The following is a 23,387-nucleotide window of genomic DNA, read 5'->3' as shown; positions in this document are numbered from 1 at the left end:
GCGATGGTCAAGATTGTCGCGCAGCCGCGGGCCTGGTGGCCGGTCACCTTCAAGGGCGTCACCGAAGATGGCGAGGTCGTCGAGAACGGCTTTGATATGCGCTTCCTCCTCCACAGCGAGGACGAGCATGCCGAGATCATCGCCGAGGCGGGGCGATTGCCGGAACGCGCCCAGGCAAGGTTCGAGGAGCTGGAGCGGGCGGATGCCAGTCTCAGCGACGATGAGCGTGCCGAGCGCAAGCGGACGATCCTGTCCACCCTCTATGCCGAGTTCGTCCAGCGCCTGTCGATCGACTGGCGCAAGGTCGAGGCGGAGAATGGCGACCCGCTCAAATTCGATCTCGAGCACATCCGCCAGCTGATGAACATGCCGGGCGCCTTCAAGGCGACGGTGGCGGCCTACGGGCAGTGCCGGCTCGGCGAGAAGGACATCCGGGCGGGAAACTGAAGGCCGCCGCGCGCCGCTGGGCCGGCGGGCGTGGCGGACCGGACGTCCCGGCCGGCGACGCGCTGACGGCCTCGGCGCCGCTTCCTCGGCACCGGCTGCCGAGTAGCGACGAGGAGATTGAGCTTCCGGGCGAAGACGCTGCCGTCGTCGGCCTCTTCTTCGCCCTGGACACGCAGTGGCGGCGCCATCCGATGACCGGGGTGCGGCTCGGGATTGATTATGCGGCGATCGGTCCGACCGCGCAGATGCTGGAGATCGACGTGACGCCGCAGCTGCTGCCGAGGCTCAGGATCATGGAGTCCGCCGCGCTCGAGGTGCTGGCGGAGCGGGCATGACGGATCTAGTCCTTTCCGTCCGGCTCAACGCCGACGGCTCCGGCTTGGTCGGCCAGCTCAAACTCAGCAAGGACCAGGTCGACCAGCTGAAGGTGGCGCAGACCGGCGCTGCTGGCGCGGCCAAGCAGCTAGAGACCGCGACGACGGCGCTCGGCAATGCCCAGGCGCGGACGGCGACGCAGGCGCGCGCCGCGGCGCAGGCGGTGCAGGTCGGCACCTCTTCACTGCGGCAACAGCAGGCCGGCATGCAGCAGCTGGGCATGCAGTTCGGCGACTTCACCCAGCAGCTCGCGCTCGGCACACCATTCTTCCTCGCGTTCGGTCAGCAAGCGAACCAGGCAGCCGGAGCGCTCGCACTGATGGGGGGAAGAGCTGGCGCGGTCGGCGCAGTGCTGGCTGGACCATTCGGCGCCGCCGCCACGGCGGCCGTGACTATCGTCGGCATGCTGACCATGTCGCTGCTCCAAAACGAGGAAGCATCGAAGCTTGCCGAGGCGGGCGCGGACGGGCTGTCCGACGCGCAGAGCGCACTCGGCGGGATCTTCGACCTGGTATCGGGGAAGATCGAGAAGCAGAACCAGTTGCTCGTGCTGAATGCACGGCTGATGGCGATCAACCTAAGGGCGGAAGCCCAGAGCCAGCGGGCGTCGGCCCGCGACACGTTTGCCAATGCCGGCGACGTCAACGCGCTGGGGCAGGTCGCGGGAATTTTCAATCGCTACACCGGCGATGTGATGGGCGCCCGCGGCGGTGCGCAGGATCGCCTCTACCGTGACGTCCTCGAGAAGCGGATCAGCATCGAGGAAGGGCTGAAGCGCTCCGAGGGTATGAACTTCGACGGGCTCGAGGTGAGCCGAAAGGAGTTTCAGCAGGCGCTCATCGACACCGTCTCGGCAGCCTACAAGGAGGAGACGGCGCGGCTGATCGATCAGTCGCTGGACCAGGGCCGGCTAGCGGAGGCCCTCCGCCGCGATCCGCCGAAGGGCAGACAGCGCAAGCCCCGCGACGGCACCGCAGCGGCCGAACGGCTCGAGGAGTTCGGCGAGGACGCTGCCAGCCGCATCGCCGGCATTACCGGCCGCTTCGCCGGTCAGCCGAAGCTCATCGAGCAGGCGGCCGCGGCGATGCGGCAGCTCGACGACATCGTCGACGACATAAATCGAAAGAAGCCGCCTAACCTCCAGCAGCTGCTGGATGACGCTGGCAAGGCGCGCACGGCGATCCAGGAAGGCGTAAATCGGCCCTACCAAGACTACGTCGAGCAGCAGCTACAGGCGATCGATAATATCCGATTGTTGAAGAGTGGCCGTGAGGCTGAGGCGGCGGCGATGCAGGTCATCGTCGCACTCGAGGAGAAGATGGGGGCGCTAACCCCGGCGCGGAAGGAGGCGGTGCTTGCCACCGTAGAGGCTCTCCGCGCAGAGGAGCGCCAGCTCGACATCATCCGGCAGAAGCAGGAGACATACCTCCGCGCTCTTGGCGACGTGAGGGCAATCATCACCGACACGATCGCCGACGGCGTTCGCGGGTTGGAGGATCTGCCGGGGCAGCTGCTCGCCTCGTTCAAGCGGCTCACCGCCGAGGTCCTGGTCGAGAGCCTGTTTGGCGACACGTTTCGTAAGATCGAGGATCAAATCACCGGCGCCAGCGTCGCCACTGACGCGGCCGATCGCATGGCTGAAGCCGTCGACAAGGCGGCCGCGTCGATCGCGAAGCTCGGCGATGCTGCAGAGAGCGCCGCGACCGGGGTTGCCTCTACCGCCCAGCAGGATGCTGCCGGCTCCACAGATGGCGAGATCGTCGTCACTGGATCGAGGGTGCCCCGCGACCCAGCCGGCTTCTTCGGCTACGTCGTCGAGAAGCTCGCCGGCGGCATCCTCGGCGAACGCGCCTCCAAAGCGATCGGCAAGGTAGTCGGCGACGGCCTGCAAGGAGCCCTGGTGGGGCAGATCGCGGGAGGCGTTGCCGGCTCCGTCTTCGGCGGCCGTCAAAGCGACACGGGCGCGGCGATCGGCGGCGCGATCGGCAACATTGCCGGCAAAGCACTAGCGCCGGCCATGACGGCCGTGTTCGGCCAGGCGCTGGGTTCGGCTGCCGGGCCGATCGGCTCGATCGTCGGCGGTATCCTTGGCAGTGCCGTCGGCGGGCTGATCAAGGGTGCCCAGCGGGGCAGTGCCACCATCACCGGCATCGACAGCGGCATTTCGAGCCGCGGAAACAACAGCCAGTTTAAGTCGGCCGCCTCAGGGCTGGCCAAGAACGTGCAGGGTGCCCTCGGCCAGATAGCGGAGCAGCTGGGCGGCGGTGTCGGCGACTTCAACCTCTCGGTCGGCGTGCGCGACGGCAATCTCCGCCTCGATCCCACCGGTCGCGGCGTCACCAAGACCAAGAAGGGCGCGATCGATTTCGGTAAGGACGAGGCGGCGCTCATCTCCGCCGCGATCGCCGACGCGATCCGCGACGGCGGCGTCACCGGGCTGTCGGCTGCGGTCCAGCAGGCGCTTCGCTCGAGCAGCGATATCGACAAAGCGCTCCGCGAGGCGCTGAAGGTCGACGAGGTCGAGACACTGCTGCAGGGTCTCGGTGGCACGCTTCAGAAGGAATTCCGAGACTTCGAGCGCCAAGCGGCCGAGCGCGTCCGGATCGCGCGCCAATATGGCTTCGACCTGGTGAAGCTCGAGGAGCTCAACGCCAAAGAGCGGTCGAAGATGTTCGAGGACATCCTCGGCAGCCGGATCGGCTCGCTTCGCGACCTGCTCGAAGATCTCGACTTTGGCGACCTCTTCGAGGGTTCGCTCGTCGAGCAGCGTGATAAGCTGCTGGTCGAGATTTCCAAGGTGAGGGCGGACGCGGCCGCCGGCGTCGACGGGGCAGCGGACAAGCTCGCCGACCTCAATCGCCGCTTGATCGACCTCAGCCGCGACGCTTTTGGCACCGCCGGCGGTGAGTTCGCGGCGGACCGGTCGGCAGCGCGAAGCGCGGCCGAGGAGATCATCCGCATCGAGAATGAGCGGGTGAAGGCGGCGCAGGACGCGGCGATCGGTACGAACCAGAAGCTCGACACCGCTAACAATCTCGCCAACGAGACCAACGACCTCTTGGCTGAAACCAATGCGATCCTACGCAGCCTCGCCGCGATCGGCGTCGGCGGCGGCAACGGCGCCGTCGCCCGGTTCGCCCTCAACACAGCCCGCCAGGTGCAATTTTGAGCCGGGTGGCCTGGGTAACCGCCACGCCGCGAGTCGCGGCGACCGGAGCCGCCACGACGGTGCGCCTGGCAGGAGGCGGCGACGTCGCTCCCTATTACCGGGGCGGCAACCACTATCGGGCCGGCATCGTCACTTTGCCGCGCTATCGGGCGCAGCTCGGCTTTGACGAGAATGGCTGGACCGGCGGCACCGTGCCGCAGACCGGGAACATCATCTTCAAGCCAGGGCAGCCGAGCCTCGCCGATGAGCTCGCCGCGCTCTACTGGATGGATGCGCCGATCACGGTGGAAACCGGCCTCGAGGGCGGTGCGGTCGCGGTGGAGCTCACCGGGACCGTCGCCTCGGTCGCCGTCGTCGACGGCGCCCTGGTGATCGAGCTCGCCGACCTCTCCAAGGCGCTCGACAAGCCGGTCGTCACCGCCCGCTTCGCCGGTACCGGCGGCGCCGAGGGCGGCGGCGAGGCAAAGGGGCGCGTGAAGCGGCGCAGCTGGGGCCGAGTCTTCAACATCGAGGGCAGGATCCTCGACAAGGCAAACAATGTATTCGAGTTCGGCGATCCGGCCTTTCCCTGGCAGCAATGGGACGTGCTTCGCGACAAGGGCCGTGCCGCGGCACCGGCGCCGGCCGTGCTTGCCTGGCAGGGCTCGGTCGCCGCGACGCTCACCGCTCTCAAGGCGTCGGCGCCGGCGCAGGGCTCCGGGGTTGTCGCCCCGTCGATCGCCTGCGCCAAGTGGTGGACGCAGCCGGCGGGTCCGCTCACGGCCGACGTCCGTGGCGAGATCGGCACCGGCTATGTCGAGACGGCGCCGGAGATCGCGGCGAGGATTAGCACCGTCGCGGGCGGGCCGGGCTTTGCGAACGCCGGCACGATGGCAGCGCTGCGGGCCGGCGCCGCGGGGCTCCACATCGGCGACGAGAACGAGACTGCCGCGGAGGCTCTCGATCGGCTTTTAGGCGGCGTCTCGCTGCTCTGGGTCCTGGAGGCCACGGGGTCGATCCGCCTGCGCGAATGGACGTTCGGCGCGCCGGTGGAGACGGTGATCGCGCGCTCGGTGTCGCGCCGGCGCAGCTTTCCCCCCGTGGAGACCAGGCGCCTCGGCTACCAACGGGCGCACCGCATCCATAGCGACGGCGAGATCGCCGCCGTTCTGCTGATCGAGGACGTCGATGGCCTGCAGGGCGAGCTGGATGCGAAGAGCGCCACCTTCTTCCAGGATGACGTGCCGACCGCAGACCGCATCGGCGACACCTGGATCAGGCCCTCCGACAATCCGCGCGTGCTGAAGGCGTGGGACGGCGACAGCTGGGAGCGGGTGGCCAACGACGTTACCCAAGGCACACATATCGGCGTCGAGAACGGCGCCGACGTGACCAGCCAGATTGATGGCCCCAAGACGATCACGGTCAAATGCGACCATCTCGGCACTCCCAAGGCGGGAGAGCTCAACGCCACGTTCCCTTTCAAGCTGGTTCGCAACGGCGTCGTGGTGACTGCCGGCGTATCCTGGTCGACGCAGATTACGAGCGGAAAGCGAAACAACGCGGACGCCGGCCCGACCTTCTACAATGCGAACGCCTTCGTTGTTAACGGAGTGTTGAACGAGCCACTTTTCTCGTTTGAAACCGACGAGAGCCGGAGCACCTTCAAGGCGACCTATGCGGGGACGGTGCGCACGCTGGAAGTGCTCTTCAGGAAGGAAAAGGATCCGCCGCCCGGGTCCAGCGGCGCCGGCGGCGGCACCGGCGGCACCGGCACCGGCAACTCCGCATCCGTCAATCACGTCAACGGGGTCACCAGCTATCCCGGCACCGCGTCGGCGGGGCCGATCACCTGCAAGTCGGGCTCCGGTGGCGTCGTCAACATCACCGCCTCGCTAACCTTCGGCGCCAGCGTCAACGCCAACCGGCACGGCTGGGGCAAGGTGCAGTTCTCGACCGATGGCTCCAGCTGGTCGGACGTGGAGGCGGAGACGCTCTCTCAGCAGCCCTGGACTAGCTACGACGACGCGGAGGGGCTTCCTGTCCAGCAGGACGGCGTGCTCAACATCGAGGCGCAGAAGACCGGCCTCGATACGTCCGGAGCCACAACCTACCACTTCCGGCTTTGCCTGCGGAACAACAGCGTCGGCACGACCCTCTATTTCACCGGCACGTTCGGGATCCAGGGGGCGTGATGGACTGGCACTTCATCCGCCACGTCGACACGGCCGAGGAGCAGATCGTCGCCGGGCTCGGCGGCATCGACCTGGACCAATGGGAGGCGACGCCGATCGCCCGCGCGCCAGATGAGTTCGAGCGCGTCGTCGACGGCGAGATCGTGCTCGACACCGTGGCGATCGACAGCGCGCTGCATGCCCGCATCGACCGAGCTGCCGGGGAGGTGCGGTGCCGCTTCATCACCGACGTGGCCGGGCAGCAGCTGACCTACGATCGAAAGGAGCGCGAGGCGCGCGCCTGGCTGGCGGCCGAGGCGCCGGAGATCGCCGACTATCCCTTCATCGCCGCGGAGGCTGCGGCGACCGGGGTGGAGCCAGGCGCGGCCGCTGCTGAGATCGTCGCCGCGGCGGACGCCTGGGCCGGGATCGGCAGCGCCATCGAAGGTCTGCGCATCGGTGCCAAGCGCGCCGTGACGGCCGCCTCGACCCGTGAGGCCAAAGAGGCCGCCGCGGCCGTCGACTGGGAGGCCCAGCTACCATGAGCTTCGTCGATCTCGAGCTCGCCCGCTGGCTGAAGGAGGGAGCCCTCTGGACGTCGGCCGACAATGCGGGCGTTGTGGCAGCCTTCGGTGCGATCGCTCGCACCACCGAGATCCGCAGCCCATTGGCGCTGGCCGCCGGCGCCGACGCCGAAGCCGTGCGCCAGGTCGCTTTCCTGGGCGGCCCGCTGGTGGAGGACGTCGCAATCGTTTCCGGCCTTCGCCGGGATCTGCTCGGCCAGGCGATCACGCTGAAGGCAAATCCGCCCGATGGCGAGGCCGCAAGTGCCGTCCGGCAGCTCGGCTACGAGGTCGGGAAGACCGCCTTCGTCATCGCCTACCAGGAGCATGACGACATCGAGCAGACCACCCTTGTCGTCTTGAGGAAGCTCGCATGAGCCGGATGATCCTGTTCGAACCGATGACGCCGGTGGCGCTCAGCACCAGCACCATTCCCGGCGGCCCCGGCATCGGCTCGGGCGCGCAGAACCTCCTCTCGCCAGAACCTAAGGAGGTCTACACCGACAATGGCGGCGGCAGCTGGCGCCATATCGACATCGATTTTGGAAGCCTCCGCGACGTCGACTGCGTCTTCATTGGCTTCACCCGAGGCGCGGCGGCCGATGCATTCTTCTATGTCATGGGAGGCACGAACTCTCCGGAGGAGCGTGAGCTCTCCGGAATTCGGCCGCTCTACTCGCCGAGCTCGTCGGCGGCGCCGAAGCGTCGTCACGCCTTCGTTAAGTTCCCTGCGCTGCAAAACGTCCGCCGCGTCAGCGTGAGGGTCAATTCGAATACGAATAACGAGATGACGATCGGCGTCGTCGCGATCGGCAAGGCGCTTCAGACCACCTACAACCGCGAGAAGGGCGGCGGACGTTCGATCATCGACACCGGCTCGAAAGAGAGCAGGCAGGACGGGGGCTTCGGGACCGGGCACGGCACGACCAAGGCGGGCTTTCGCTGGACCTGGGGAGATCTCTCAGATGCGGAGATCGAGGCGATCTACGACCTCGGTCTCAGGGTCGGCGAGCGGAAGCCGATCGTGGTCGTGGAGGATCCCGACGCAACGACGGGACTGAACGAGCGCCTCCACTACTGCACCTTCGACCGCTTCGAGGCCTACGAGCGAGGTGACCCTGGCAAGCACCGCTGGGCGCTGTCGGTGACGCAATGGGTCTGACCTTCCGCAGGCGTAAGCGAAGCGTCGTCTCGCGCGCGTGGGACAACCGCCTTCACGGTCGGTGGAGGCGATCAAGCTGATGGACGGGAGTGCCGACAGACAGGGCGTGAGCGCCGGGCCTCCACCGGCTGCCGATCCGCAGGATCCGCTGCCCGAGAGCAACTGGACCTGGCGCCGCATCCTTGTTCTCGCCGGCGAGGTCGCGCGGACTGCTGCCCTCGCCTACATCCTCTGGGTGCTTGCGGAAGCGGCCCTGTCCGGCAGCGTCATCGCCATCAAATTCCTTCATGAGCTGGCACGGCTGATCCTGCTCTACGGGCTTATCGACCGGCTCCTCTACCTGGTCGCTCCCTCATTTGAGCAAATCATCAGGGCGGGGCAGCTCGTGGCGGCGGTGAAGGCCGGCCTCAGCTTCCGTAGCGTGGCGAAGGCTGAAGGCCCCGCAGGATCGGCAGTCTCAGACCTGACCGCCGGACCCGCCGCGCCGGCGGTTCCTGCGACCCCGGCTGCTGCGCCCAAGCCGGCGACGCATGTTGCCGCGAGCGTTGTCCCCTCTGACAGTGCTTGGCAGCCCGAAGCGGACCGGCCTTCGTCACGCGACCCTTGGGAGCCGCAGCCGTGACGCTGCAGAGATTCGTCCCTGTCATTCGCGACCATCTGACCAGGGCTCTTTCCGGTCTCGACGCTCTTGCAAGGCTACCGGCAGACACGGCGCCCGAGCCGGCGCCGATCGGCGCGCTGCCGAACGACGGAGCGATCTACGGGGCCGTTCGGGCGATGCTTGGCGGCCGCCTCTCGACCGAGAACTTCGAGATCCTGCAGCGCGCGATCGCACGGTCGATGCTGCCGCCGCCGCCGATCGTCCAGCTCGGCCTCACCGTCGACGACTTCAACTGGGCGGCCGCCGAACTCGGCGGCACCTATGCCCAGGTTCGCAGCGTCGACACCGTCGAGAGCAACGGTGGCGGCTTCGAGCTGGCCCGTGCAGCCATCCTTGCCTTGGATGGCGAGGGCGGCTTCATCGACGGCGAGAACCTGCCGAAGACCCTCTTCGAGGCTCATAAGTTCGCGCGCCATACCGGCGGCCGCTTCAACGCCAGCCACCCGCGGCTGTCCTCGCCCAAGTGGAACCGGTCGCTCTACTTGGGCGGCCAGCGTGAATATGAGCGCATCCACGCAGCGATGCAGCTCGACGAGGAGGCGGCGCTCAAGTCCGCCTCGGTCGGCCGCTACCAGATCCTCGGCGAGAATTACGAGCTCGCCGGCTTCACCAGCGTCCGCGCCTTCTGGGACGCGATGATGGAGAGCGAGCGGCGCCAGCTCGAGGCGTTCGTCTCCTTCGTCAAAAAGGCCGGCCTGGTCGACGAACTGCGCCGGATCTCGAACGATGCGGACGACTGCGACGAGTTTGCAGCCGGCTATAACGGCAGCGGCTACGCCGCCCACGGCTATCACCTGAAGATCGCGGCCGCTCACAAGAAGTGGAGCGTAGCGTGATCGCGTTCATCATGTGGGTGGCGATCGCCGGCGTCGGCGTCGCGGGTCTGAGCCTCAGCGACCTCATCCAGCCCTGCGCTCACTACAAGCTGTGCTGCCTTCTCTGGTGCGCCTGGCCGGTCGTTATGGCCGTCGCGATCGGCTGCCTGCTTTGGGTCTTCTGGGGCGACCTCGCCCTCTCCACGGTCAACAGGAGGAAGCGGTGGGACTACTTCTAGGCCTCGTTCTCAAATCCGGCGTGTCGCAGCGCTTTGCGAAGCCGGTGCTCTATGCCGTCTTGCTCGCCCTGGCCGTCGCGGCATTCTTCGGCGCCAAGGCCATCTACGATCACAACCTCGTCAGCAGCCACGACGCCAAACAGGAGGCCAAGGCGACCAAGGCCACCCTGAAGCGAGAGCGCGCCGCCAATGCGGACGAGGACCGCGGCGAGCAGCACGACGAGGAGCAGGCCGCCCAACTTGAAACGGAGGTGCAGAATGCAATCCAGACCCACCCTGTTGAGGCTCGCCGTTCTAGCGGCCCTGCCTCTAACGCTGCTCTCGGCGAGCTGCGGGGCCGACAGTCCGCCGCCGGCAAGCGCCAGCACAAGGCCGGCCGCTGATCGCTTCGAAGAGGTAGCCGCGCCCACTATTCCTGAGGCGACTACGCCCTGCCAGTTCGACCAGGCTCAGCTCTGCAACTCCGATGAGGAGACGGCAGGCGTGATCGGCGGCTACGACTCGGCGCTCGCCGAGGCCAATCGCCGCATCCGCTGGTTCTGTGTCTGGTTCGGTGTCTGCAAGCCGGAGTGATCCGGTCCGCTCTTTGACAATGTAGATTAGCAGCCTTTGAAGGGCCGTTTCAGGAGGCCTTCAGGGGCGCTTCCAAAGCTCGGAGCGAGGGAAGATTGCTCGCGCGTCGCGGCGCCAGTCCTCCCATGCGGCGGCTGGCATTTTGGCCTGGTCGCACTCCCACTTCTGCCACATCGCCTCCGAAACTCGAGCGATTACGGCGGCGCCATGTTGGGTGAGATCAAGAACGAATCGGGCGTTCTTGAGGTCACTTGGGGAAGGGCTCGCGAGTGGCCTGGGCGCCGATCCGGCTACGAGCTTCTTGATCTCGCGCCACGCGATTGGCCGAGGAGCGGAAGCACCTTCCTCCCAGCGTCTCCAGGTTCGGTATGACGTGCCCGCCCGAGCTGCCGCCTCTTCTTGCGAGAGCCCCGCCGACGTGCGCAGATTGCGGACCTCCTCAGGGGCCGGGCGGGAAGGGTCTTCGAGCGTTCTAGGACGCCCTCGGGTCATCGGCATGAGGCGCTTATTAGGCCCGATTTATTGGCCGGTAAACGACCTCTGACGGCAGCTAATTTTTGGCCAAGGTTTTTGGCCAGCTACAGCGCTTCGGCTTGAAGCGGGTCGTGATCGGCACCACGCCGCCGCTTGCCCGCGCCTCCTGCCGCTTCCTGAGCGCGTCGAAGCTCGCGCAGCCGACCGCCACCTTGCTGATGTTGAGGGATCCCATAAGCCCGCCACTTGCCGCATTAGCGGCCGTAGATCAATGGTTTAGCCGGCCAATCCGGAGGCGACCGCAAGACCAAGGAAGGCGAAAAAGCCCATCGAATCGGTGATCATCGTAACAAACACGGACGAGGCCACCGCCGGATCCTGATCGAGCCTTTCCAGCACCACCGGCACCAGCACGCCGGCGAGGCCAGCGACCGCGATGTTGATCAGCATCGCCGCGGCGATCACGGCGCCAAGCTGCGGGTTCGAGAACACCAGGCCCGCGCCGACGCCGATCAGCACCGCAATGGTGAGGCCGTTCAGCAGGGCCAGCCGGATTTCCCGCCAGATTGTCCGCCAGCTGTTGGAGCGGGTCAGCTGGTTCATCGCCAGTGCGCGCACCGCCACCGCCATCGTCTGCGTGCCGGCATTGCCGCCGATCGAAGCGACGATCGGCATCAGCACCGCCAGCGCCACCATCTCCTCGATCGCCGCCCCGAATGCGGCGATGATCGCCGACGCCACCAAAGCAGTGAACAGGTTCGCGACCAGCCAGCGCACCCGAGCGCGGTAGCTGTCGCGGATTGGCTGGTTGATGTCGCCTTCGTCACCCGCGCCCGAGAGGAGCAGCACGTCCTCCGACGCTTCCTCCTGGATGATGTGAACGATGTCGTCGACGGTGATCATGCCGACCAGGCGCCCCACACCGTCCACCACTGCGGCGGAGATCAGCGCATATTTCTGAAAGCGAAGCGCCACTTCCTCCTGGTCCATGTCGACGGGGATCAGGGTCTGCTCGCGCTGCATCAGGTCACCGACGGCGAAGCTGCGCGGGGTACGCAGGATCCAGCTCAGCATCACCGTGCCCACCGGATGGTGACGCTGGTCGACGACGTAGATTTCCCAGAAGTCGGTGGTGAGATCGTCGCCGGCGCGGAGGTAATCGATCACCTGCCCTACCGTCCAATGCTCCGGCACGGCGACGAAGTCGCGCCGCATCAGGCGGCCGGCCGACTCCTCCGGAAAGGCGAGCGCTTCCTCGATCGCGGCGCGGTCGTCGGGGTCGAGCGCGCGGAGGACGGCCTGCTGCTCGTCCGCCTCCATGTCCTCGATGATGGCGACCGCATCGTCGGTGTCCATCTCGCCGGCAATCTCGGCGACTTCGTGCGGCTCGAGCGCGTCGATCAGTTCCTCGCGCACCCAGTCGTTCATCTCGGCGAAGACGTCGGCGTCGAGCAGGTCGGCCATGGCGGCGGCGAGCGCGCGGCGCTCGTCGCTGTTCACCAGCTCGAACAGGTCGGCCTTGTCGGCGGGGTGGAGCGGCTCGACGAGTTCGCGCGCGCCGTCCGTGTCCCCTGCCTCCACCCGATCCAGCACGGAGCGGACGAATTCCGGCTTCAGCCGGTCGTCCTCATCCATTCTCTCTTCGGGAGGCGCTGCGGGCACGGCGGTGTCGGGCGCTTCGAGATCGCTGTCGCTCATCGCCCTCTCCGCTGGAAGTTGCGCCGTTCGGGGTTCCTAGGCCGGGCTTTGGCGCCTGTCGATATCGCAAAGCGGTGGCGCCGCCGCGCCGGCTCGCCTAAGCGGCAGCCAAACCGAAAGGAGAAGCCGTGTGGCCGACGAACTCAATACATTGGTGCTCAATCTCGACAGCGGCGGCGACGTCGTGATCAAGCTGCGCCCGGACCTGGCCCCCGGCCATGTCGAGCGCATCAGGGAGCTTGCCCAGGAAGGCTTTTACGACGGCGTCGTCTTCCATCGTGTGATCGACGGGTTCATGGCGCAGGGCGGCGACCCGACCGGCACCGGCATGGGCGGCTCGAAGAAGCCCGACCTGAAGGCCGAGTTCTCGCGCGAACCGCATGTCCGCGGCGTCGCCTCGATGGCACGCTCGCAGAACCCGAACTCGGCCAACAGCCAGTTCTTCATCTGCTTCGACGATGCCCGCTTCCTCGACGGCCAATATACCGTCTGGGGCGAGGTGGTCGAAGGCATGGAACATGTCGACGCTCTCCCCAAGGGTGAGCCGCCGCGCAATCCCGGGAAGATCGTCAAGGCGTCGCTGCGCGCCTGATTTCGCCTATCGGCGCATTGAGCTATGACGGGGCATGAGCCGTCCCGTCACCCTCATCACCGGCGCGTCCGCCGGCCTCGGCGTCGAATTCGCCCGCGCCTGCGCCAGGCGTGGCGAGGAGCTGGTGCTGACAGCACGGCGCCGCGAGCGGCTTGAGGCCCTCTCTCAGGAGATCGGCGGCAAGACGCATATCGTCGCCGTCGACCTCTCCCGCCCCGATGCTCCGGCCGCGCTGCTCGCCGAGGTCCAAGGGCTCGGCCTCACCGTCGACACGCTCATCAACAATGCCGGCTTCGGCGGCGGCGGCCGCGTCGCCACGCAGAGCCCCGAGCGCCAGCTCGAGATGATCGATCTCAACATCCGCGCGCTGACGGAGCTCGCCCGCCGCGCGCTCCCACCGATGCTGGAGCGCGGCCGCGGCGCCATCCTCAACGTCGCCTCCACCGCCGCTTTCCAGCCGGGCCCCGGCTCCGCGGTCTATTTCGCGACCAAGGCTTTCGTGCTTTCGTTCAGCGAGGCGCTGCACGAGGAGCTGAAAGGCACCGGCATCCAGGTCTCTGCGCTCTGCCCCGGTCCCACGGCGACCGAGTTCGGCGTCGCCGCGGGCTATACGGGCGCGCAGCTTCGCCGCTTCAGCGCCGACGCGCGCCCTGTCGTCGAAGCTGGGCTCGCCGGTCTCGCCCGCAATCGAGCAGTGGTCGTGCCCGGCCTTGGCAACAAGGCAACTGCCCAGGCGCACCGCTTCCTGCCCCGCGCCCTCATCCGCAAGATCGTCGCGGCGAGCAAATTCTAGACCGGGGCTGCTCCCGGCAGGGAGCAGCCCGGTCCAGGCTCAGCCCAGATAACGCCAGAACATGGCGCCGATCGGCCCCAGCGTCACCAGCAGGAAGGTGAAGACCTCCCGCGCATTCAGGCGGAAATGCTGCTGGTGCTGCTTGCGGAAGCGCTCCACCGTCTCGCGCAGCTCGTCACTGCCGGAGACGAGGCCCACGTCCAGATGGCTTCCGGTGGCCAGGAAATGGCGGATCTCCGCCGTTTCCGCGTCCTTGATCTCGGGCCATTCGCGGAGCAGCTCCTCGATCCGCTGCCGTTTCGCGCAGTTGCCGAGCTTGACGTCCGCGCTTCCAATCGAGGTGACGTCCCGCACCTCCACCACATTTGCTGATTTCATTGCACAATACCTCCTGGCGCGCGGCAGGGGCCAGCGCGCATTGCCGACATGATCGATGCGCCCGCACAGGGGGCGCAATCGTCAGGCGTGGGGAGGTGCTCGTGCCTGGTTGGCTTCGGCCGCAGGCGCCGAAGGCGGTGCCGTTGCTGGCGGAAGGCGCCGTGGGTTGCGAGCCCGGATAGGATCCGGAGCCGGCCGGCCACTGCTGAGGGCTAGGGGAAGGTCGCCGCCGCCGTCGAGCTCATCTCTGTCCTGAGCGGTCGCAGTCGCGACTTCGGGAAGCGTGGCGGCGGCATGAGCGGCCGCCTCCAGCGCCGGAACCAGTGCGGAAGCCTCGTGGCGGGCCGGCTCGGCACCTATGCGGGCCTGAGCCGCCGCGGGGATCAGCGACAGCCACAGCGCCAGGAAGAGGATCGGCCCCCTCCGCCACGCCGCCAGTGCCGAACTCAATTTACCCACTGACGCTGCCTAGCCAGAATGAGCCGACGATGTCGAACCGCCGCGCCGCGAAATCAAGGGCGGGGCCCTCACGCGGCCTGCCGGATGTCCGGCGCGGCGATGGTATCGAGCAGCCAGTCGTGGAAGATCCGGACCGGCCGGCGGTTCAGCGCCGAGCGGCGGCAGGCGAACCAATAGCTGTAGGGGCTTGGCACGCTCTGGTCGAACAGGCGGACGAGCCGGTCGTCGCTTGAGCCGAACAAATGGCTCTCCAACATGAAAGCAACGCCCAGGCCCTCAGCGGCCGCGTCGAGGATCAGCTGGCCGGAGTCGAAATGGTCGATCGCCGCCGGCTGAAGGTCGGGCAGCCCGACCGCCTCGCGCCAGTAGCTGAAGCTTTCAGGCATATCGCGGTGGACGAAGATGGTGGCGCCAGCAAGCTGTGCCGGCTCGCAGATCGCGTTCGGCCCCTCCTGCACCTCGCGCGAGCCGATCGCGATCACGCAGTTGCTGTCGATCCGGCGGGCGTAGAGCACCGGGTCCACCTCCGTCGTGATCGCGATCGCGGCATCTACGCCGTCATCGAGCCGTGCGAGGCGATTGGCGCCGGTATCGAGATCGATGTGAAGATCCGGGTAGCGCGCCCTCAGCGACGGCAGATTCGGCATCAGCCTCTGCGAAGCGAAGAGCGACGGGACGGCAAGCCGGAGCCGCATCATCTCGCCCTGGCCGGCCGCTCGCTCCATTGCGAGCGCCAGTGCGTCGATCGAGGGACCGATCTCGCCAAGCAGGCGCTCGCCGTCGGCATTGAGCGCCACTGCCTGATGCCGGCGCTCAAACAAGGGATGTCCGACGAACCGCTCGAGCGCCTGCACACGGCGGGTGAGCGCGGGCGACGACAAGGCCAGCGCTTCGGCGGCGGCCTTCATCGAGCCCAGCCGGGCGACCTGAACGAAGGCTTCTATGGCCGTCAAAGGGGGCAATCTGCGCATCTTACGAAGCCTACCTCTTCCGCACCTTTGTGCGCTGCAACTTCCCCGCCCCTTGGCAGGAACGTGGCTGATACGGGCCGGATTTCAAGATGCAGCGTGTGCAATCGTAACATATCCGTTCGCAATTGCACAATCGATATCAGTTGCAGATAAGGACCCTGCCTTTCAGGCATCCTCTCCTAAAAACTTTCATGGGCCGGCCCTTCGGGACCGGCCCTTTTTTTGCGCTCGCCAGCGGCATGGGGCGCTGCTCGCCGCACGGAATGAACCTGCGGGGTGGAAGCTTGGTTGTCCCTTCTTATCTGGCTGAGGAAGCCGAGAGAGGAAGACAGCATGGCCGACGACGAAAGAGCCCCGACGCGCTTGCAGGTGGCGAACATGCGGCCCGACGACAGCGGCCGCGGCATCGCGCGCCTGCCGCGGGCTGTAATGTCGACGCTCGGCATCAGCGAGGGCGACGTGGTCGAGCTGGTCGGCAAGCGCACCACGCCGGCACGCGCCGTCTCGCCCTATCCCGAGGATGAGGGGCTTTCGATCATCCGCCTCGACGGCCTCCAGCGCGCCAATGCCGAGATCGGCTCCGGCGATTTCGTGGTGGTGCGCAAGGCCGATTCGAAGCCTGCCCAGCGCGTGGTCTTCGCCCCGGCGCAGAAGAATCTGCGGCTGCAGGGCTCGGCCAATGCGCTGAAGCGCAGCTTCGGCATGAAGCCGGTCACTGCCGGCGACGTCGTCGCGACCACAGGCCAGCAGCAGGTGCAGCGCAGCGACATCCCGCCCGAGCTGCGCCAGATGCTGAACGCGCCGGCGTTTGCGCTGCAGGAGATCAAACTGTCGGTGGTCTCGACGACGCCCAAGGGCATCGTCCACATCGACGCCAATACCGAGGTCGAGCTCCGCTCCGAATATACCGAGCCCAAGGAGGCGCGGCGGGCGGACGTCACCTATGACGATATCGGCGGCATCGGCGCGACCATCGACCAGCTGCGCGAGATGGTCGAGCTGCCGCTCCGCTACCCGGAGATTTTCGAGCGGCTCGGCGTGGATCCGCCCAAGGGCGTGCTGCTCCACGGACCGCCCGGCACCGGCAAGACCCGGCTGGCGCGTGCGGTGGCGAACGAAAGCGACGCCAATTTCTTCCACATTGCCGGCCCGGAGATCATGGGCTCGGCCTATGGCGAGAGCGAGAAGCGCCTCCGCGAATTGTTCGAGGAGGCGGCCAAGGCTGCGCCCTCGATCATCTTTATCGACGAGATCGATTCGATCGCGCCCAAGCGCGGACAGGTGCAGGGCGAGACCGAGAAGCGCCTCGTCGCGCAGCTCCTGACCCTGCTCGACGGTCTCGAGCCGCGCCAGAATCTGGTCGTCATCGCCGCCACCAACCGCCCCGAAGCGATCGACGAGGCGCTGCGGCGCCCCGGCCGCTTCGACCGCGAGATCGTGGTTGGCGTCCCCGATGAGCGCGGGCGGCGCGAGATTCTCGGCATCCATACTCGCGGCATGCCGCTGGACGGCGGCGTCAATCTTAATGAGCTCTCCCGCCGCACCTACGGCTTCGTCGGCGCCGATCTCGCCGCCCTCACCCGCGAGGCGGCAATCGAGGCGGTGCGCCGCATCATGCCCCAGATCAACCTCGAGGAGGGCACGATCCCGCCCGAGGTGCTGGAGACGCTGTCCGTCAAGGGCAGCGACTTCGACGAGGCGCTGAAGCGCGTCCAGCCGTCCGCCATGCGCGAGGTGATGGTGCAGCAGCCGAACATCGGCTGGGACGATATCGGCGGCGTCGACGACGCGCGCGAGCGGCTGCGCGAGGGCGTCGAGTTGCCGCTCAAGGACCCGGAGGCCTTCAAGCGGCTCGGCATCCGCCCGGCCAAGGGCTTTCTGCTCTACGGGCCGCCCGGCACCGGCAAGACCCTGCTCGCCAAGGCGACGGCACGTGAGGCGGAGGCGAACTTCATCGCCACCAAGTCGTCCGACTTGCTGTCGAAGTGGTACGGAGAGTCCGAGCAGCAGATCGCCCGCCTCTTCGCCCGCGCCCGCCAGGTGGCGCCGACCGTGATCTTCATCGACGAGCTCGACAGCCTGGTGCCCGCGCGCGGCGGCGGCATGGGGGAGCCGCAGGTCACCGAGCGTGTCGTCAATACCATCCTGGCGGAGATGGACGGACTGGAGGAGCTCGGCTCCGTCGTCGTGATCGGCGCCACCAACCGGCCGAACCTCATCGATCCGGCGCTGCTCCGGCCGGGTCGCTTCGACGAGCTCATCTACGTCGCCGTTCCTGATCAGGCTGGACGGCGGCATATCCTCGGCATCCACACAAAGGCGATGCCGCTCGCGCAGGACGTCGACCTCGACGATCTGGCTGGGCGCACCGATCGGTTCACTGGTGCCGATCTGGAGGATCTGGTGCGTCGTGCCGGGCTCTTCGCGCTTCGGGAGTCGCTGGAGGCGCAAGCCGTCACGGGCGATCATTTCGAGCGGGCGCTGAAAGAGACGCGCGCCTCGGTCACGCCGGAGATGGAAGCCGATTACGAGAAGATCCAGGCGCACCTGAAGCAGGATGCGATGAGCAGCGGCGGCATCGGCTTCATCTCGCCGGGCATGCTAACGCCACGCGGCCCTAAGGGCGGAGACGAAGGCTGATCCAGAAGGCGAGGCCCACCATCAGGAATCCCGTCATCATGAACGGGAGCGGCATCCATATCTGGTAGAGCGCAACGCCGACCGCCGGCGCGACGATATAAGGAACGCCGTTCACGGACGCGACCATGCCCGCAACGGCATTCTGCTCGTCAGGCTCGACGGCCAGCGAGGCGCCGCTGGTGAAGCCCGGCCGGTAGAGGCCGAAGCCGATCGAGGCGAGCGCGAAGCTCATCGTCAGGCTGTACACGCCGCCGGCGAGGCCGAGCACCGACGATCCGATCGCGGCGACCAGCGACCCCCAGAAGACGAGCGCGCGCGGCGACAGCTTGAGCTGCGGGATCAGCCACCATTGCGCGAACAGGGTCGCGACCGCGCCGGCGATGAGCACCAGCGCGATCGACTGCTGCGCATGGTCGGGCGGGAGCTTCAGGCGGTCGATGACGAGGAAGCCGATAATGCCCAGCAAGGCGGCATAGCCGTGGCCGCCGACGATGCCGGCGATGCTCCAGGGCAGGATGCGCGGGTCGCGCCAGGCGAGCTTGGTGGAGCCGCGATCCTCGCCCTCCAGGTCAGGCCGGCCGGGCCCGCCGATCGAAGGATATTCGATGATGCGGCCGCGGGCGGGGTTCTTTGGCGTATCGTCGGGAAGACGGAGGACCAGCGCGGTCAGCACCGCCACTCCAACCAGCGCGAAGATGATCAGCGGCCCCGACAGACCGAGGGGATCGAAGATGAAGAGCGGTGCAATGGCGGGCCCGATGATCGTGCCCAGCCCGAAGGAGGACGCGATCGCCGCGAGCGCGCTGGTGCGCTGGTCGCCATCTGTGCGCGCCGCGATATAGGCCTGGACCGCGGGCGGCGAGGCCGAGCCGTACCAACCGTACACCCCCCGTCCCAGCATGAAGATGAAGAACACGGCCATCGGCGCGAGCAGCCCGGCCAGTCCCGCCGCAAGCACACCACCGCAGATCAGCATCGAGGCGATGAAGCCGAACAGGCCGAGCCGCATCAGCGCGCGGCGGCCGCGCTGGTCCGCGCGCCTCGCCCAGTAAGGAGCCGCGATGACCCAGAGCACGGCCGAAAGGCTGAACGCGACCGCCACCCAAAGATCGGCGACCCCGAGTTCACGGCCGATCGAGGGCATCAGCGACTGCATGGCCGTGTTGCCCGCCGCGGCGACCAGCATCACGGCGAAAAGCAGGGCGAAGCGCTCGCGCGAAAGAGAAAAGCCGTTCACCACCCGAGGCTGCCCGCGGCCGGGCGCCGGCGATCCATATCCCTGATTCGGCACGATTTCACGGCGAAGGTCTCGCAAAAATGGCGGCTGGTCCCGCAAATCCGCATTTTTGTGGACCCGCAATGACCCGCCCTTGCCATTGCAGCGTTGTTTTGCCAACGCACCTTGCCGCGTTTGCCACCGGGAGCCGTAATGACCTTTTCCGCCGAACAAGCCCAACGAGACCGGGCATTTACGCGACGCGCAAACGGGGGACCGCTCTGGCAGTTCCTGCGCGGCTTCATCAAGCATCCGGTCATGGTGGGATCGGTCATCCCCTCCTCGAAGATCCTGATCGAGAAGATGCTGGAACCGGTCGACTGGCAGAATACCAAGCTCTTCATCGAATATGGCCCGGGCGTGGGCACCTTCACCCAGCACATCCTCGACAAGCTCGCGCCGGACGCGACCCTGCTGACGATCGACACCAATCCCGACTTCACCGCCTATCTCAACGGCAAGTTCACGGACTCCCGCCTCGAAGCCGTGTCCGGCTCGGCGGCGAACGTGCGCAAGATCATGGCGGAGCGCGGCTTCACCCAGGCCGACTACATCCTCTCGGGCCTGCCCTTCTCGACGCTGCCGCCCGGCATTGGCCCGAAGATCGCTGCCGAGACCGCCGAGGCGCTGCGGCCGGGCGGCGCGTTCCTCGTCTATCAATTCTCGCCCAAGGTGCGGCAATATATCGCGCCGCATTTCGACCGGATCGACAAGGGCTTCGAGTGGATCAACATCCCGCCCGCGACCCTCTTCTGGGCTTGGAAGGACTGAGCTTACCGGCCGTTCAGGCCGAAGTTCAGGACCCGCGAGATGCGGTAGTCCGCGACGGCGACGATGAAATAGCCGATCCCCCAGCGTAGCCGGTTGAACAAGGTGCGCTGCGCCTTGTGCCCCTCGCGGGTGATTTCCTCGCTGTTCGCCACCTCGCCATCCACGAAGCGGCGCATCGCGGCGGCAAAGGCCTTGTCGTCGACCCGCAGCATCATCTCCAGATTGAGGAACAGGCTGCGCATGTCGAAATTGGCCGAGCCGATGTGGACGACGTCGTCCACCACGAACAGCTTCGTGTGGAGCTTGGTCGGCTGATATTCGTAAACCTGGACGCCGCGCTTCAGCAGCCACCAATAGGTGCTGCGCGCCGCGGCGATGGTGGCCGTGTTGTCGGACTTGGCGGCCGTCACGACGCGCGCGGTGCCGCGGCGCGCGATGCCGGAGATGCGACGGAGCATGCCCAGGCTCGGCGCGAAATAAGCCGCGATGAGGTCGAGGCGGCGTGCATGCTTCATGTCCTGGCGCACGGCGCGCGCCCAGGGGCTGAGTCGGCGCGTCGGACCGCCGAACAGCCAGTGCAGCTTGCCTTCCGTGACGCTGCCCTGCTGGAGCACGCGGCGCAACTCGCGGATGCGCCCGTGCGGCTTCTGCGCCCAGGCGAACAGCCGGTCGAAATAGTCGACCAGGCATTTGACGCTATCGCCTTCCACCTCCAGCCCGAGGTCGCGCCAGGCGCCGGACTCGACGGTGCCGAAATAGTCGTCGGAGACGTTGAAGCCGCCGATCAGCACACGCCGCCCGTCCGCGAGCGCAAGCTTCTGGTGATTGCGGAGCAGGTAGCGGCGGCCATATTTGGCGCTGAACCGGCAGAAATTGACATCGCTGTCGATCAGCGGCTGGAAGAAGTCGGCCTTCGCTGCGTCGCTGCCGAAGCCGTCGACCAGCAGCGAGACCTTCACACCTCGCGCGGCCGCCGTCATCAAGGCGTCGCGCACCCGCTGCCCCGATTCAGTGTCGAGGAACATGTAATAGAGGAAGCGGAGCGACTCCCGCGCCTCCTCGATCAACGCGATCAGCGCCTCAAGCCGCTGCGGCCCGTCCGGCAGCAGCGTCAGCCGGTTGCCGTCGACGGTCGCGGCGACGTCCGGCGCATTTCGTTGCGGGTTCGCATCGGCCATCCGGGTCCAGATGATGGTGTGAGCGAGGGAGCGCAACCCCTGAAAATCTTGACATTCGGGCGGCCTGTGCCTAGTTCGCGGCCTTTCCCACCGAGCATTAGCTTTAAGCGGAGCTGCTTCATGGCGCGCGTTACCGTCGAAGATTGCGTCGACAAGATCCCGAACCGGTTCGATCTGGTGCTGCTCGCCGCCCAGCGCGCGCGGCAGATTTCGGGCGGCGCCGAGCTGACCATCGACCGCGACCGCGACAAGAACCCGGTGGTCGCCCTGCGCGAGATTGCCGAGACCACGGTCCGGCCGAAGCAGCTCGAAGAAGCGGTGATCATGAACCTGCAGCGCGTGCAGGTCGACGACGAGGATGCGCCGGACGAGGTCGGCTCGCTCAGCGCTTCGGCCGAGGCGCTTCGCCTCACCGCCGCCGCGCCGCCGCGCAACACCAATCTCGGCGGCGATTACGAGTAAGCGCTTCCGTCTGCGCCAAGCAGACTAGGAGAGGATGTCGGCAGGCTTTATGCTTGCCGCATGATCGGCTTTGCCATCTTCGACACCGCCCTCGGCCGCTGCGGCATCGCCTGGCGGGGCGAGAAGGTGGTGGGCACGGCGCTTCCCGGGCCCCACGGCGAGAGTCCGCGCCCCTATCTGGAGCGGCGTTTTCCCGGCGCCGAGGAGCGCCCTGCGCCTGATTTCGTCCGCCAGGTGATCGGCATGATCGCGCGGCTGCTCGAAGGCGAGCCGGTGGATTTCTCTTCGGTCCCCGTGTCGCTCGAAGATTCGGCTCCATTCGAGCGCCAGGTTTATGCCGAAGCGCTGGCCATTCCGCAGGGCGAGACCCGCACCTATGGCGAGCTTGCTCGCGCGATCGGTCAGGCCGGGGCGGCCCGGGCTGTCGGGCGAGCGCTCGGCCGCAATCCCGTTCCCATCATCATCCCTTGCCACCGCATCCTGGCCGCCGACGGGCGCAGCGGCGGCTTCAGCGCGCCGGGCGGCGTCTCCACCAAGATGCGGCTGCTGCAGATCGAACGCGCCCGACGAGGAGCCCAGCCGAGCTTGTTCGAAGACCTCGGCTGGAGTACCGCCCCGGCTTAAGCCTGGCTCACCTCGGAACGGTCGATCCAGTCGAGCTCGTCGAGCGACAGGAGCCGCCCGTCCTGCGCCCGCACCGCGATTGGCGCGACGGGACGGCGTCCCTCGCGATCGACCAGCACGGGGTTGCCGGGCACGCCCGATACCCAGACCTCCCCCCACTGCCGCAGCGCGATCAGCACCGGCAACAGGGCTCGCCCCTTGTCCGTCAGTAGATAGGCGACGCGGCGGCGGTCGGCAGGATCGGGCTCACGCTTCAGGATGTCGTGCTCAACCAGGCGGGCGAGGCGGTTGGAGAGAATGTTGCGGGCGATGCCGAGGGTGGACTGGAATTCCTCGAAATGCTGCAGGCCGTTGAAGGCGCCGCGCAGGATCAGGAACGACCAGCGCTCGCCGACCGCCTCCAGCGCAGCTGGAATCGCGCAGTCGGTCACCACAGTCTTTTGATGGTCGGCCTTCATCTTGATCTGCCGAGGTTTACGCCTTTTTTCGGCATTGTCATGTGGTGAAGCCGTTTTGGTTGCGAATCGATACTGACAGCGATATAAGTTGTGCAGAACAACTTGCCGAAAAGGGAGCCTTCGATGGTCCGTGCAGCCATTCTCGCCTTCGCGCTTGTCGCCACTCCGGCCTTCGCTGCTCCGCTCTTCCAGGCGCAGCCGGACGCGGCGCCGGCCGCGTCGAAGTTCGCACTGCGTGACACCCTGTGGAAGTGCGACGAGGCAGGCTGCACCGCCACTGCCAGCAACAGCCGTCCGGGTGTCGTTTGTGCGGTGCTTGCTAAGGAAGTCGGCACGCTTCGCAGCTTCGCCTTCAAGGGCACGAACCTGTCGGCTGAGGAGCTCGGCAAGTGCAATGCGCGGGCGAAGAAAGCCGCGGCGAAGCAGGTTCTCACCGCTGCGCAACGGTAAAAGGCG

Annotated in this window: 27 protein-coding genes; 18 read left to right on the top strand and 9 right to left on the bottom strand. The window is 67.0% G+C overall.

Annotation, left to right across the window (positions count from 1 at the left end):
- The first annotated feature begins 3 nt into the window (after nt 1–3).
- Genes AC5JBD_RS03975 through AC5JBD_RS03925 form a run of 11 tightly spaced genes read left to right on the top strand, consistent with a single transcriptional unit; the run spans nt 4 to nt 9,967 of the window.
- A complete protein-coding gene (locus tag AC5JBD_RS03975) occupies nt 4–447 on the top strand; it encodes a hypothetical protein (RefSeq protein ID WP_495720457.1) in 444 nt (147 codons plus the stop codon).
- Nucleotides 408–782 carry a DUF1799 domain-containing protein gene (locus AC5JBD_RS03970; protein ID WP_495720456.1) on the top strand — a complete coding sequence of 125 codons (375 nt, stop codon included), beginning with the start codon at nt 408–410 and terminating at the stop codon, nt 780–782. Before AC5JBD_RS03975 ends, AC5JBD_RS03970 begins: the two co-directional genes overlap by 40 nt.
- Complete coding sequence (locus tag AC5JBD_RS03965; RefSeq protein WP_495720455.1) at nt 779–3,991, top strand: phage tail family protein; 3,213 nt, start codon at nt 779–781, stop codon at nt 3,989–3,991. The genes AC5JBD_RS03970 and AC5JBD_RS03965 overlap by 4 nt, the downstream gene beginning before the upstream one ends.
- Nucleotides 3,992–3,996: 5 nt before the next feature.
- Nucleotides 3,997–6,165: a hypothetical protein gene (locus AC5JBD_RS03960; protein WP_495720454.1), complete on the top strand. Its 2,169-nt coding sequence runs from the start codon at nt 3,997–3,999 to the stop codon at nt 6,163–6,165.
- Entirely contained in the window at nt 6,165–6,689 is a 525-nt protein-coding gene (locus AC5JBD_RS03955) for a hypothetical protein (RefSeq protein ID WP_495720453.1), read from the top strand. The genes AC5JBD_RS03960 and AC5JBD_RS03955 overlap by 1 nt, the downstream gene beginning before the upstream one ends.
- The gene (locus tag AC5JBD_RS03950) at nt 6,686–7,084 is read left to right on the top strand and encodes a hypothetical protein (RefSeq protein WP_495720452.1); all 399 of its coding nucleotides are present in this window, start codon (nt 6,686–6,688) and stop codon (nt 7,082–7,084) included. Before AC5JBD_RS03955 ends, AC5JBD_RS03950 begins: the two co-directional genes overlap by 4 nt.
- The gene (locus AC5JBD_RS03945; protein WP_495720451.1) at nt 7,081–7,869 is read left to right on the top strand and encodes a hypothetical protein; all 789 of its coding nucleotides are present in this window, start codon (nt 7,081–7,083) and stop codon (nt 7,867–7,869) included. Before AC5JBD_RS03950 ends, AC5JBD_RS03945 begins: the two co-directional genes overlap by 4 nt.
- A gap of 37 nt (nt 7,870–7,906) precedes the next feature.
- Nucleotides 7,907–8,491 (top strand): hypothetical protein, encoded by a 585-nt coding sequence (locus AC5JBD_RS03940; protein ID WP_495720450.1) that lies wholly within the window; start codon nt 7,907–7,909, stop codon nt 8,489–8,491.
- Entirely contained in the window at nt 8,488–9,366 is an 879-nt protein-coding gene (locus AC5JBD_RS03935; protein ID WP_495720449.1) for an N-acetylmuramidase family protein, read from the top strand. Before AC5JBD_RS03940 ends, AC5JBD_RS03935 begins: the two co-directional genes overlap by 4 nt.
- Nucleotides 9,363–9,584: a hypothetical protein gene (locus AC5JBD_RS03930; RefSeq protein ID WP_495720448.1), complete on the top strand. Its 222-nt coding sequence runs from the start codon at nt 9,363–9,365 to the stop codon at nt 9,582–9,584. The genes AC5JBD_RS03935 and AC5JBD_RS03930 overlap by 4 nt, the downstream gene beginning before the upstream one ends.
- Nucleotides 9,569–9,967 (top strand): hypothetical protein, encoded by a 399-nt coding sequence (locus tag AC5JBD_RS03925; protein WP_495720447.1) that lies wholly within the window; start codon nt 9,569–9,571, stop codon nt 9,965–9,967. Before AC5JBD_RS03930 ends, AC5JBD_RS03925 begins: the two co-directional genes overlap by 16 nt.
- Nucleotides 9,968–10,217: 250 nt before the next feature.
- Here AC5JBD_RS03925 and AC5JBD_RS03920 read toward each other — a convergent pair whose 3' ends face one another.
- From AC5JBD_RS03920 to mgtE, 3 genes are read right to left on the bottom strand one after another with little or no spacing between them, the layout of a single operon-like run.
- Complete coding sequence (locus AC5JBD_RS03920) at nt 10,218–10,649, bottom strand: helix-turn-helix domain-containing protein (RefSeq protein ID WP_495721185.1); 432 nt, start codon at nt 10,647–10,649, stop codon at nt 10,218–10,220.
- A 58-nt stretch (nt 10,650–10,707) separates the two neighbouring features.
- Nucleotides 10,708–10,866, bottom strand: coding sequence for a hypothetical protein (locus tag AC5JBD_RS03915; protein ID WP_495720446.1), 159 nt, complete (start codon nt 10,864–10,866; stop codon nt 10,708–10,710).
- 41 nt (nt 10,867–10,907) lie between these two features.
- The gene (gene mgtE, locus AC5JBD_RS03910; protein ID WP_495720445.1) at nt 10,908–12,329 is read right to left on the bottom strand and encodes a magnesium transporter; all 1,422 of its coding nucleotides are present in this window, start codon (nt 12,327–12,329) and stop codon (nt 10,908–10,910) included.
- Nucleotides 12,330–12,459: 130 nt separating this feature from the next.
- Here mgtE and AC5JBD_RS03905 point away from each other — a divergent pair, with 130 nt between their 5' ends.
- On the top strand, nt 12,460–12,921 hold the full coding sequence (locus AC5JBD_RS03905) for a peptidylprolyl isomerase (protein ID WP_495720444.1): 462 nt from the start codon (nt 12,460–12,462) through the stop codon (nt 12,919–12,921).
- 34 nt (nt 12,922–12,955) lie between these two features.
- Nucleotides 12,956–13,714, top strand: coding sequence for an SDR family NAD(P)-dependent oxidoreductase (locus AC5JBD_RS03900; protein ID WP_495720443.1), 759 nt, complete (start codon nt 12,956–12,958; stop codon nt 13,712–13,714).
- A 39-nt stretch (nt 13,715–13,753) separates the two neighbouring features.
- Here AC5JBD_RS03900 and AC5JBD_RS03895 read toward each other — a convergent pair whose 3' ends face one another.
- The 3 genes from AC5JBD_RS03895 to AC5JBD_RS03885 form a co-directional block, all read right to left on the bottom strand.
- Nucleotides 13,754–14,092 (bottom strand): hypothetical protein, encoded by a 339-nt coding sequence (locus AC5JBD_RS03895; RefSeq protein WP_495720442.1) that lies wholly within the window; start codon nt 14,090–14,092, stop codon nt 13,754–13,756.
- A gap of 81 nt (nt 14,093–14,173) precedes the next feature.
- Nucleotides 14,174–14,551, bottom strand: coding sequence for a hypothetical protein (locus AC5JBD_RS03890; RefSeq protein WP_495720441.1), 378 nt, complete (start codon nt 14,549–14,551; stop codon nt 14,174–14,176).
- 68 nt (nt 14,552–14,619) lie between these two features.
- Complete coding sequence (locus AC5JBD_RS03885; RefSeq protein ID WP_495720440.1) at nt 14,620–15,522, bottom strand: LysR substrate-binding domain-containing protein; 903 nt, start codon at nt 15,520–15,522, stop codon at nt 14,620–14,622.
- A gap of 333 nt (nt 15,523–15,855) precedes the next feature.
- Here AC5JBD_RS03885 and AC5JBD_RS03880 point away from each other — a divergent pair, with 333 nt between their 5' ends.
- Nucleotides 15,856–18,162 (top strand): CDC48 family AAA ATPase, encoded by a 2,307-nt coding sequence (locus tag AC5JBD_RS03880; protein WP_495720439.1) that lies wholly within the window; start codon nt 15,856–15,858, stop codon nt 18,160–18,162.
- On the opposite strand, the gene AC5JBD_RS03875 is transcribed toward AC5JBD_RS03880, so the two are convergent.
- On the bottom strand, nt 18,140–19,399 hold the full coding sequence (locus AC5JBD_RS03875) for an MFS transporter (protein WP_495720438.1): 1,260 nt from the start codon (nt 19,397–19,399) through the stop codon (nt 18,140–18,142). The genes AC5JBD_RS03880 and AC5JBD_RS03875 overlap by 23 nt on opposite strands.
- Before the next feature lie 192 nt (nt 19,400–19,591).
- Between AC5JBD_RS03875 and AC5JBD_RS03870 the strand changes: the two genes are divergently transcribed.
- Nucleotides 19,592–20,209 (top strand): class I SAM-dependent methyltransferase, encoded by a 618-nt coding sequence (locus tag AC5JBD_RS03870; protein ID WP_495720437.1) that lies wholly within the window; start codon nt 19,592–19,594, stop codon nt 20,207–20,209.
- Between the two features lie 2 nt (nt 20,210–20,211).
- On the opposite strand, the gene AC5JBD_RS03865 is transcribed toward AC5JBD_RS03870, so the two are convergent.
- Complete coding sequence (locus tag AC5JBD_RS03865; protein ID WP_495720436.1) at nt 20,212–21,387, bottom strand: phospholipase D-like domain-containing protein; 1,176 nt, start codon at nt 21,385–21,387, stop codon at nt 20,212–20,214.
- A 120-nt stretch (nt 21,388–21,507) separates the two neighbouring features.
- Between AC5JBD_RS03865 and rpoZ the strand changes: the two genes are divergently transcribed.
- Both rpoZ and AC5JBD_RS03855 read left to right on the top strand, forming a co-directional pair.
- The gene (gene rpoZ / locus AC5JBD_RS03860; RefSeq protein WP_495720435.1) at nt 21,508–21,849 is read left to right on the top strand and encodes a DNA-directed RNA polymerase subunit omega; all 342 of its coding nucleotides are present in this window, start codon (nt 21,508–21,510) and stop codon (nt 21,847–21,849) included.
- A 60-nt stretch (nt 21,850–21,909) separates the two neighbouring features.
- The gene (locus AC5JBD_RS03855; protein ID WP_495720434.1) at nt 21,910–22,473 is read left to right on the top strand and encodes a methylated-DNA--[protein]-cysteine S-methyltransferase; all 564 of its coding nucleotides are present in this window, start codon (nt 21,910–21,912) and stop codon (nt 22,471–22,473) included.
- On the opposite strand, the gene AC5JBD_RS03850 is transcribed toward AC5JBD_RS03855, so the two are convergent.
- A complete protein-coding gene (locus AC5JBD_RS03850) occupies nt 22,470–22,931 on the bottom strand; it encodes a winged helix-turn-helix transcriptional regulator (RefSeq protein ID WP_495720433.1) in 462 nt (153 codons plus the stop codon). The genes AC5JBD_RS03855 and AC5JBD_RS03850 overlap by 4 nt on opposite strands.
- 123 nt (nt 22,932–23,054) lie before the next feature.
- Between AC5JBD_RS03850 and AC5JBD_RS03845 the strand changes: the two genes are divergently transcribed.
- Nucleotides 23,055–23,381, top strand: a complete 327-nt coding sequence (locus AC5JBD_RS03845) for a CC_3452 family protein (protein WP_495720432.1) — start codon at nt 23,055–23,057, stop codon at nt 23,379–23,381.
- The last annotated feature ends 6 nt before the right edge of the window (nt 23,382–23,387 follow it).

The sequence above is a fragment of the Allosphingosinicella sp. genome (assembly GCF_059502505.1).
This window is presented reverse-complemented; position numbering and strand designations above follow the sequence as displayed.

What these genes read in the sequence shown, in the direction of transcription:
- AC5JBD_RS03975 (WP_495720457.1), top strand. Translation starts at nt 4, where the DNA reads ATGGTCAAGATTGTCGCGCAGCCGCGGGCCTGGTGGCCGGTCACCTTC.
- AC5JBD_RS03965 (WP_495720455.1), top strand. Translation starts at nt 779, where the DNA reads ATGACGGATCTAGTCCTTTCCGTCCGGCTCAACGCCGACGGCTCCGGC.
- AC5JBD_RS03955 (WP_495720453.1), top strand. Translation starts at nt 6,165, where the DNA reads ATGGACTGGCACTTCATCCGCCACGTCGACACGGCCGAGGAGCAGATC.
- AC5JBD_RS03950 (WP_495720452.1), top strand. Translation starts at nt 6,686, where the DNA reads ATGAGCTTCGTCGATCTCGAGCTCGCCCGCTGGCTGAAGGAGGGAGCC.
- AC5JBD_RS03945 (WP_495720451.1), top strand. Translation starts at nt 7,081, where the DNA reads ATGAGCCGGATGATCCTGTTCGAACCGATGACGCCGGTGGCGCTCAGC.
- AC5JBD_RS03920 (WP_495721185.1), bottom strand. Translation starts at nt 10,649, where the DNA reads ATGACCCGAGGGCGTCCTAGAACGCTCGAAGACCCTTCCCGCCCGGCC.
- AC5JBD_RS03915 (WP_495720446.1), bottom strand. Translation starts at nt 10,866, where the DNA reads ATGGGATCCCTCAACATCAGCAAGGTGGCGGTCGGCTGCGCGAGCTTC.
- mgtE (WP_495720445.1), bottom strand. Translation starts at nt 12,329, where the DNA reads ATGAGCGACAGCGATCTCGAAGCGCCCGACACCGCCGTGCCCGCAGCG.
- AC5JBD_RS03900 (WP_495720443.1), top strand. Translation starts at nt 12,956, where the DNA reads ATGAGCCGTCCCGTCACCCTCATCACCGGCGCGTCCGCCGGCCTCGGC.
- AC5JBD_RS03895 (WP_495720442.1), bottom strand. Translation starts at nt 14,092, where the DNA reads ATGAAATCAGCAAATGTGGTGGAGGTGCGGGACGTCACCTCGATTGGA.
- AC5JBD_RS03885 (WP_495720440.1), bottom strand. Translation starts at nt 15,522, where the DNA reads ATGCGCAGATTGCCCCCTTTGACGGCCATAGAAGCCTTCGTTCAGGTC.
- AC5JBD_RS03880 (WP_495720439.1), top strand. Translation starts at nt 15,856, where the DNA reads ATGGCCGACGACGAAAGAGCCCCGACGCGCTTGCAGGTGGCGAACATG.
- AC5JBD_RS03870 (WP_495720437.1), top strand. Translation starts at nt 19,592, where the DNA reads ATGACCTTTTCCGCCGAACAAGCCCAACGAGACCGGGCATTTACGCGA.
- AC5JBD_RS03865 (WP_495720436.1), bottom strand. Translation starts at nt 21,387, where the DNA reads ATGGCCGATGCGAACCCGCAACGAAATGCGCCGGACGTCGCCGCGACC.
- rpoZ (WP_495720435.1), top strand. Translation starts at nt 21,508, where the DNA reads ATGGCGCGCGTTACCGTCGAAGATTGCGTCGACAAGATCCCGAACCGG.
- AC5JBD_RS03855 (WP_495720434.1), top strand. Translation starts at nt 21,910, where the DNA reads ATGATCGGCTTTGCCATCTTCGACACCGCCCTCGGCCGCTGCGGCATC.
- AC5JBD_RS03850 (WP_495720433.1), bottom strand. Translation starts at nt 22,931, where the DNA reads ATGAAGGCCGACCATCAAAAGACTGTGGTGACCGACTGCGCGATTCCA.
- AC5JBD_RS03845 (WP_495720432.1), top strand. Translation starts at nt 23,055, where the DNA reads ATGGTCCGTGCAGCCATTCTCGCCTTCGCGCTTGTCGCCACTCCGGCC.